This window comes from Streptosporangiales bacterium, assembly GCA_009379955.1.
GTDB lineage: Bacteria > Actinomycetota > Actinomycetes > Streptosporangiales > WHST01 > WHST01.
On the sequence record WHST01000012.1, the window covers coordinates 74,644 to 81,975 of the forward strand.

General features: G+C 71.7%; 5 protein-coding genes. 3 read left to right on the top strand and 2 right to left on the bottom strand.

Annotation, left to right across the window (positions count from 1 at the left end; all coding sequences use genetic code 11):
* Positions 1 to 643: 643 nt before the first annotated feature.
* The 3 genes from GEV10_05865 to GEV10_05875 all read left to right on the top strand — a co-directional run bounded on the left by GEV10_05865 (position 644) and on the right by GEV10_05875 (position 4,297).
* The gene (locus GEV10_05865; GenBank protein MQA77994.1) at positions 644 to 2,965 is read left to right on the top strand and encodes a polysaccharide deacetylase family protein; all 2,322 of its coding nucleotides are present in this window, start codon (positions 644 to 646) and stop codon (positions 2,963 to 2,965) included.
* Positions 2,966 to 3,026: 61 nt separating this feature from the next.
* Complete coding sequence (locus GEV10_05870) at positions 3,027 to 3,479, top strand: hypothetical protein (protein ID MQA77995.1); 453 nt, start codon at positions 3,027 to 3,029, stop codon at positions 3,477 to 3,479.
* A 56-nt stretch (positions 3,480 to 3,535) separates the two neighbouring features.
* Positions 3,536 to 4,297, top strand: a complete 762-nt coding sequence (locus tag GEV10_05875) for a CPBP family intramembrane metalloprotease (protein MQA77996.1) — start codon at positions 3,536 to 3,538, stop codon at positions 4,295 to 4,297.
* Positions 4,298 to 4,307: 10 nt separating this feature from the next.
* Here GEV10_05875 and GEV10_05880 read toward each other — a convergent pair whose 3' ends face one another.
* Positions 4,308 to 6,686, bottom strand: coding sequence for an accessory Sec system translocase SecA2 (locus tag GEV10_05880; protein ID MQA77997.1), 2,379 nt, complete (start codon positions 6,684 to 6,686; stop codon positions 4,308 to 4,310).
* Between the two features lie 34 nt (positions 6,687 to 6,720).
* Complete coding sequence (locus GEV10_05885; protein ID MQA77998.1) at positions 6,721 to 7,089, bottom strand: methyltransferase domain-containing protein; 369 nt, start codon at positions 7,087 to 7,089, stop codon at positions 6,721 to 6,723.
* Positions 7,090 to 7,332 lie beyond the last annotated feature (243 nt).

Consider the following 7,332-nt stretch of genomic DNA (forward strand, 5'->3'; position numbering starts at 1 on the left):
CGTGCCCTCACCGAGGCCGGTGAGCTCGCCCGGTGGTTCGCCGCGGTCGTCGACCGCGACCTGACGGCGAGCGCGACGGTGCGCTTCACGATGACCGACGAGGCGAAGCGACGCATGGGCGTGCCCCCTACCGAGGGCTCGCTCGGCGACGGCACGGTCGTCACGGCCTCCCCACCCACGCTGCTCGAGTACACCTGGGGCGAAGAGCTGCTGCGCTGGGAGCTCACACCCGACGGCGCGGGCGGCTGTCACCTCGTGTTCACCGATACGTTCCCCGGATCCGAGACCGGCGGCGGTGACTTCGCCGATACGTGTGGCGCCTGGGACGCCGCGTTCGAGATCCTCGAGGCCGTGCTCGATGACCGCGCGCCCGGTCGGTCCGCCTGGGACAGGGTCGAGGTTCTGGCCGACGCGTACCGCCACGGGCCGTGACCACGTCACCGAACTCGACCTCGCGACCGGGTGGTGACGGAAGCCGACACGGCTGAGCCGTGCGTCACCGTCGGTCTCCGCCGGGTTGCTTGCAGCGACGGAACTGGTGCAGAGCAACGGATTTCGCGCCGCCACGGGTTCACTGACACGCGGACTCCGGTGCTGTGCCGCGGTTTCGCGACCGTCCCACAGTCGACCCGACGCAGCGGGGATGTCGAGTTTCGTCGTTTCCGGTTCACAGCGGCCGATGCCGTGTCATCGTGCCGCGACGGGGACCTCGGTTGTGGAAGGCGCGGTCATGCAAGCCTTCGGTTCATTGCACTCTCTGTCGGTGCTTCGCCACGGGCGGTCGCGACGGCTCGCCGCGCTCGCGCTGTCGATGGGTCTCGTCCTCGGCTCGATGCTGCTGTCCGCCGCGGCGGGCGGACCACACGACGGGGCGGCACAACAGGCGCGCACGAACATCTCGCTCACCTTCGACCGCGGAGCATCGAGCCAGCTGGACGCGGCGCGACTGCTGGAGGCGTACGGCCTGACGGGGACCTTCTACGTCAACACGGCGACGGTCGGTACCGACGGGTTCCTGACCCGAGCGGACCTCGACGCTCTCGCCGCCGACGGGAACGAGGTCGGCGGTCACACCGTTTCCGGCAAGCGGCTCTCCGACATGCCCACGGACGAGGTGAACAGGCAGATCTGCACGGACCGGAACACCTTGCTCTCGTGGGGATTCGACGCGACGTCGTTCGCCTACCCGGGCGGGCACGACGCGACCGCCGAGGCCGCGGCGCGCCACTGTGGCTACAACACCGCGCGAGACACCGGCGGTCCTTATCCCCCGTCGTCGTGCCTCGACTGCGCACCGGCGCAGCCACTCCCGCCGGCGAACGCGTTCCGGACCACGACCGCCGACGCGGTCGATCCGACGTGGACCCTCGGCGACCTGCAGCGGCTCGTCCGCCGCGCGGAGCGCGCTGGTGGCTGGCAGACGTTGGTGTTCCACGACATCTGCGACGGATGCAGCCGTACGTCCATCAGTCCGGACCTCTTCGAGAGGTTCCTGCACTGGCTGAGCGACCGCAAGCGAAGCAGCACGGCCGTCAGCACGGTCGGTAGCGTGGTCGGGGGACAGGCGAAGGCTGCGGTGCTTCCCGTTCCGGCCGCGGCGCCGCCCGGACCTGGCGACAACGCCGTGCGCAATCCCTCGCTCGAGGACGCGTCGTGCTGGAGCGCCGCCGGTGACGGCATGAACACGCCCGTCCACGACCGCGTCGCCGATCCGCACACCGGCGCGTTCGCGGCACGCCTCCGGATGCCCGAGTACACCGACGGCTACGCCATGTCGGCGCAGAGCCAGGACCTCGGTGCGTGCGCGCCGTCGGTCGCCGCAGGCGAGCGCTACACGATGAGCGCCTGGTACCGGTCGGACGCTCCGGTGCGGTTCGTCGTGCACCAGCGCAACGGGATCGGGCAGTGGCGGTACTGGACGACCGGGCCGAGCCTCCCCGCCACGGACACATGGCGCAAGGCGTCCTGGACCACGCCCGCTGTGCCCGCCGGCACCGCCGGCGTCAGCTTCGGGCTCGCCCTCGCCGAGGTCGGCACGCTGACCAGTGACGACTACACCTTCTCCGCGAAGAAGAAGCGGGAGACCGACGACGAGATCTTCGGCGACGGCGACGGCTTCAGCGAGCTCACGTTCGACGCCTACGCCTGCCTGTCGGACGCCCTGGCGCCGGCCAGCGGTGTCGGCATCCTCGCGCCGGGCGGCGTCGACGGCGGCGGCACGTCGCCGGGTTCCGGTGGGGAACCGGCTCCCGGACAGCCAGAACCGCCGTCGGGTGACGACCCGGGTACGGGCCCAGACCCTGACGATCCCGACCCGGGCCATGACGACCCAGGGCCTGGCGGGTCCGTGGACGTCGACGCCGACGCCGGGGTCGACGTCGCCGGCGCCGCCGAGGTCGACCTCGGACTGCTGGCACGGGTCGACGCCTCCTCCGAAGAAGGACCGTCGGTGACCGCCGGTGTGGCGACCCGCGCCGACGTCGCCGGCCTCGTCGAGGTCGACGCCGCCGCCGTGCTCGGTCTGGGCGAGGGACAACGCCTGCTCGACGTGGACATCTCGGCCAAGGTCCTCGGCCTCGGCCTGCGACTCGGATCGGTCGGCGACGAGCAGGACGGGGCCACCCCCACCAAGCAGGCCACGGAGACGCGGACGAAGGCGTCGTCGCCACGACACGAGGCGAAGGCCGGTGGTGGGTCGAAGGCGTCCTCGGTCACGCGACACGCCTCGGGCACGGTGACGAAGCCGAGTCGCAAGGTCGAGCAGCGCGCCACGCGACGCCAACCGTCCACCGCCGTGCGGCAGGCACGTCCTCCCGCGGCGGGCTCCGGTGGCGGCAAGACGAGCGGACACGGCACGACCGCTCCCGCACGGGACGAGGACAAGCCGAAGAAGCCGCCCACGACGGCGCCGCCGCCGTCTGGTGGACTCATCGGTGGGCTGCTGGGCGGCCTGCTCGGCGGATGACGGCAGGCGGTATCCGGTCGACGCGGCATCACCGGGTACCGCACCTCGGTACACTCCCCGGGTGACTCGTGCCGGCGCCGGGACGGCGACACAGCGGGCCGGTCGCGGTCAGTCACCGCTGTGGTGGGCCTCCACCGCTGCGGTCGGCATGCTCTGCGTGGTACTGGTCGTGGGCGGCATTCTCCTGGTGACACTGGCCTCGTCCCGCGACGATCCGCACGGATACGTGACCTTCTTCTCGGTCCTCGTGCTCGCGCTTCTCCTGCCGCCGACGATCTTCGCCCTCGCGGGCATCGTCGGCCTGCTGCGGCGACGCCGGCACGGGTACGTCTGCGCAGGCGTGGCGCACGCCTGGGTGGCCCTGGACGCGGCGCTCGTCCTCGGGATGAACACCTCGTCACCGGGCTCGGACGGAATCTCCGCCTGGGAGATCTTCCTGCCGGCCCTCATCGTGTCCATCGGCGTCGCCTTCGCGATCGTCTCCGTTCTCGGCGCGCGGAACGTGGCACCGTGACGACGCCGTCCCCCCTGCGCCGCTGGCTCTCACCCCCGCGTCCCGACACCCCCGAGATCGTCACCGACCGCGCCGCGCGCCGCGGCATCGTCGTCGAGGTCGTGCTCGTCTTCACGGTGACACTCGGCCTGTCCGGCTTCCGCGCGCTGCTGTCCCTCGTCGACGCCCTGACCAAGCCGGAGCGGCTCAGCGAGCAGACCGCGGCGCTCAACACGTCGCGCACCGCGCAGTCGCTGCTCGACCTCGGTTTCCAGCTGGCCGGTTTCCTCCAACTGGCGGCATGGGGCGGTCTGGCCGTGTACCTGCTGTGGCGCAGCGGCGTCCTGCCACGCGTGATCGGACTCGACCGCACCCGCCCCCTGCGTGACGTGCTCGGCGGGGTCGTGCTCACGGCATGCATCGGCGTTCCCGGGCTCGGCCTGTACTTCGGCGCCAGGGCACTCGACCTCAACCTCACGGTCGTCCCGACCACACTCGACGACCACTGGTGGCGGGTGCCGATGCTGATCCTCGCGGCCGCCGGCAACGCCTGGGCGGAGGAGGTGCTCGTCGTCGGCTACCTCGGCACGCGGCTGCGTCAGCTCGGCTGGGGCGAGAACACGTCGCTGCTCGCGTCGGCCGTCCTGCGCGGGTCGTACCACCTGTACCAGGGCTTCGGCGGCTTCGTCGGCAACGTCGTCATGGGCCTGGTCTTCGGCCGGCTATGGCAGCGCACCAACCGGTTATGGCTGCTCGTGGTCACCCACACCCTGCTCGACGTGCTCTCCTTCGTGGGGTACGCGCTGCTGCGCGGCCACGTGTCCTGGCTGCCCGGCTGAGCGCCTCGCGTCAGCGTCGCTGCTTGGTCCTGCCACTCACCCACTTCAGGATCCGCTCGGCCTCGGTGCCGAACGGGTTGTCGCCGACCAGGTAGGTCCAGGTGGCGGTGGGTCGTTTGAGGCCGAGCCCGTCGAGGTCGACGCCGTCGGCGGTGATCTCGGCGGTGCGGAACGTCTCGGCGGCCTGCTCCGCGGCGTCGGTGAGCGCGGCCTGGAAACCACGGATCGCCTCCTTGTTGAAGGCGTCGAGCGGATCTTCCCGCGCGAGCGCGCGCAGGTGGATGCCCTCACGCAGGTCGGCGAGGAACGCCAGGTGGTCGACCCAGGCACGATCGAGGTGGTGCAGCGCGATCGTGCGGCACGCCTTCGCGACGACCTCGGCGTCGAGCTCCTCGGTCAGTTCCTCGTGCCGCTCCTTGCAGCGTTCGGCCAGGTCGCGGTCGGCGGCGTCGGTACGCAGCAGCCGCTCACGCTCCTCGTCGAGCATGCCGCGCTGGCCCTCGAGGATCCGGTTGTAGCGCCACGTGCCGCGGTAGAGCTCGAGGTTGACGCCCTCCGCTACCCGCTGCGCGTGCTCCACGATCCGCACCGCGCGCTCGTCGGCGAGCCGGCCCTCGCGGTCGGCGTACGCGGCGCACTCCGCGCCCGGCGCGTACCTGGTGACGAGCTCGTCCTCCAGGCTCGCGAACACGAGCGAGCCACCGGGGTCGCCCTGCCTGCCGGCGCGGCCGCGCAGCTGGTCGTCGAGCCGGCTGCTCGTGTGGCGCGTGGACGCGATGACGTAGAGCCCGCCCAGCTCGACGACCCGTTCCCGGTCGTGGCTGCCGTCCGCACCCCCCAGCCTGATGTCCGTGCCGCGCCCCGCCATCTGCGTCGACACCGTGACAGCGCCGAACGCCCCGGCCTCGGCGATGACCGCGGCCTCCTCCGCGTCGTTCTTGGCGTTGAGCACGGCGCACGACACGCCCACGCGTTCGAGCTCCCGCGCGAGCCGCTCGGACTCGGCGACGCTCTGCGTGCCGACGAGGACGGGTCGGCCCTCCTCGTGCGCCTCGACGACCTCCTCGACGAGCGCCGCCTCCTTGTCGACCACGGTCGCGTAGACGCGGTCCTCCTCGTCGACCCGCACACACGGCCGGTTCGGCGGGACCGCGGCCACCTCGAGCCCGTAGAACTCGCGCAGCTGCTCACCCGCCGCGACGGCCGTGCCCGTCATGCCGCACACGGTCGGGTACCGGTGCAGCAGCGCGTGGATCGTCAGCGTGTCGAGCACCTCGCCGCTCTCGGTGGCGTCGAGGCCTTCCTTCGCCTCCACCGCCGCCTGCAGCCCGTCGGGCCACCGCTGCAGCAACGCGATGCGCCCGCGCGACTCATCGACGAGCTGCACCTTGCCGTCGCGCACGACGTAGTCGATGTCCTTGCGCAGCAACGCATGCGCGTGCAGCGCCGTGTTCGCGGCCGCGAGCGTGGCGACCCGGTCGGACGCGTACAGGTCGCTGATACCGAGCCCGTGCTCGACCACCGCGGTGCCGGCCGGCGTGTAGTGGACGTTGCGTCCCTCGTCGTCGATCTCGAAGTGCTTGCCCCGCCGCAGCCCGCGGACGACCGCGGCGAGCTCCTGGTCGGCATGGTCGCGGTCGGCCGCCCCCGCGAGCACCAGCGGCACCCGCGCCTCGTCGACCATCACCGAGTCGGCCTCGTCGACCAGCGCAACCCCGGGCTCCCGCTGCACCCGCTCGGCGTCGTCGACGCACAACCGGTCACGGAGGACGTCGAAGCCCACCTCGCTCACCGGCGCGTACGTGACGTCGGCCGCGTACGCCCGCCCGCGCTCCTCCCTCGTCGACGTCTGGTCGATCGCCGCCACACTCACCCCGAGCAGCTCGTAGACCGGCCGCATCCAGTCCGCGTCACGCCCGGCGAGGTAGTCGTTCACCGACATCACGTGGACCGACCGCCCCCGCAACGCGTGCCCCGCAGCCGCCAGCGCGCCGGTGAGCGTCTTGCCCTCGCCCGTCGCCATCTCGACGACCCGCCCTGCCAGCAGCTCCAGCGTGCCGAGCAACTGCACGTCATACGGCCGCTCGCCGATCCCGCGCCGCGCGGCCTCCCGGCCCACGACGCACAGCCGCACCAACCACTCGTCGTCGTCCACCGACCCTTCCCCGGCGTCATCACGGAGTGCGGCGGCGGCAGCAGTCAGCTCCTCGTCATCGAGCTCGCGGACGTCGTCCTCGCCCTCGGTGATCCGCGGCAACAAGGCCCGCGACGCCGCGAGATCGACCGTGCCCGGCCGCTGCAGGAACCGGCGCACCCGGTCGGTGACACCCTGACGGAACCTGCCCACGTACCTGACCTCCTGCGCTCGGACGGACGCCCATCCTCCCATCAACTCGTCGACACCCCGCGGGGTTCCGTCCCGACTACCGCTCGGGCGTCTCCGCTACCGGATCGCTGACATAGAGCAGCGCGAGCCTCCCCACCACCGCGTCGAAGCCGTCGCCAAGCTCCGCCGAGCGGCAGTCGCCCGTGACGAACTCGACGTTGGACCGTCCGTGGACCCGCTGCCGAGCCGTCTTCAGCACCTCGGCATCCAGATCCACACCGACCACCAGCCCGTCGGGACCGACGAGGTCCGCCGCGAGCAACGCCACGTCACCGGCGCCCGAACCCACGTCGAGGACCCGCATCCCTTCGGTGACGCCGGCTTCGCGCAGCATCCACTCGGTGAGCGGGCAAGGTGTCATTGTGTGCGAGCGGAGAGCGGTTGAATGCGCGCGCACGGCGATCAACTCGTCGCCGCTCCGCGGGTTCCTCGGTCGCGATCGAGGTCAGGTGTCGCCGTAGTCGTGGGGTCGTTGGGTGTAGTACCGCCCGACTGGTGAGGTCCAGGTGACGGATCCGTCGGGGTGGGCCTTCAGGGACCAGCCGGTGTTCTCGTCTTTCATCCGGTGAGTCGGCGGCGGGAGTTGCACCCGCCGCCGCTCGTAGAACCGTGCGTGACACTCTCGCGTCACACGGCTCCCGTCGTCGAG

Excerpts from the sequence above, each read along its gene's own strand:
- GEV10_05880 (MQA77997.1), bottom strand. The coding sequence starts at position 6,686 with ATGGGAGGATGGGCGTCCGTCCGAGCGCAGGAGGTCAGGTACGTGGGC.
- GEV10_05865 (MQA77994.1), top strand. The coding sequence starts at position 644 with ATGTCGAGTTTCGTCGTTTCCGGTTCACAGCGGCCGATGCCGTGTCAT.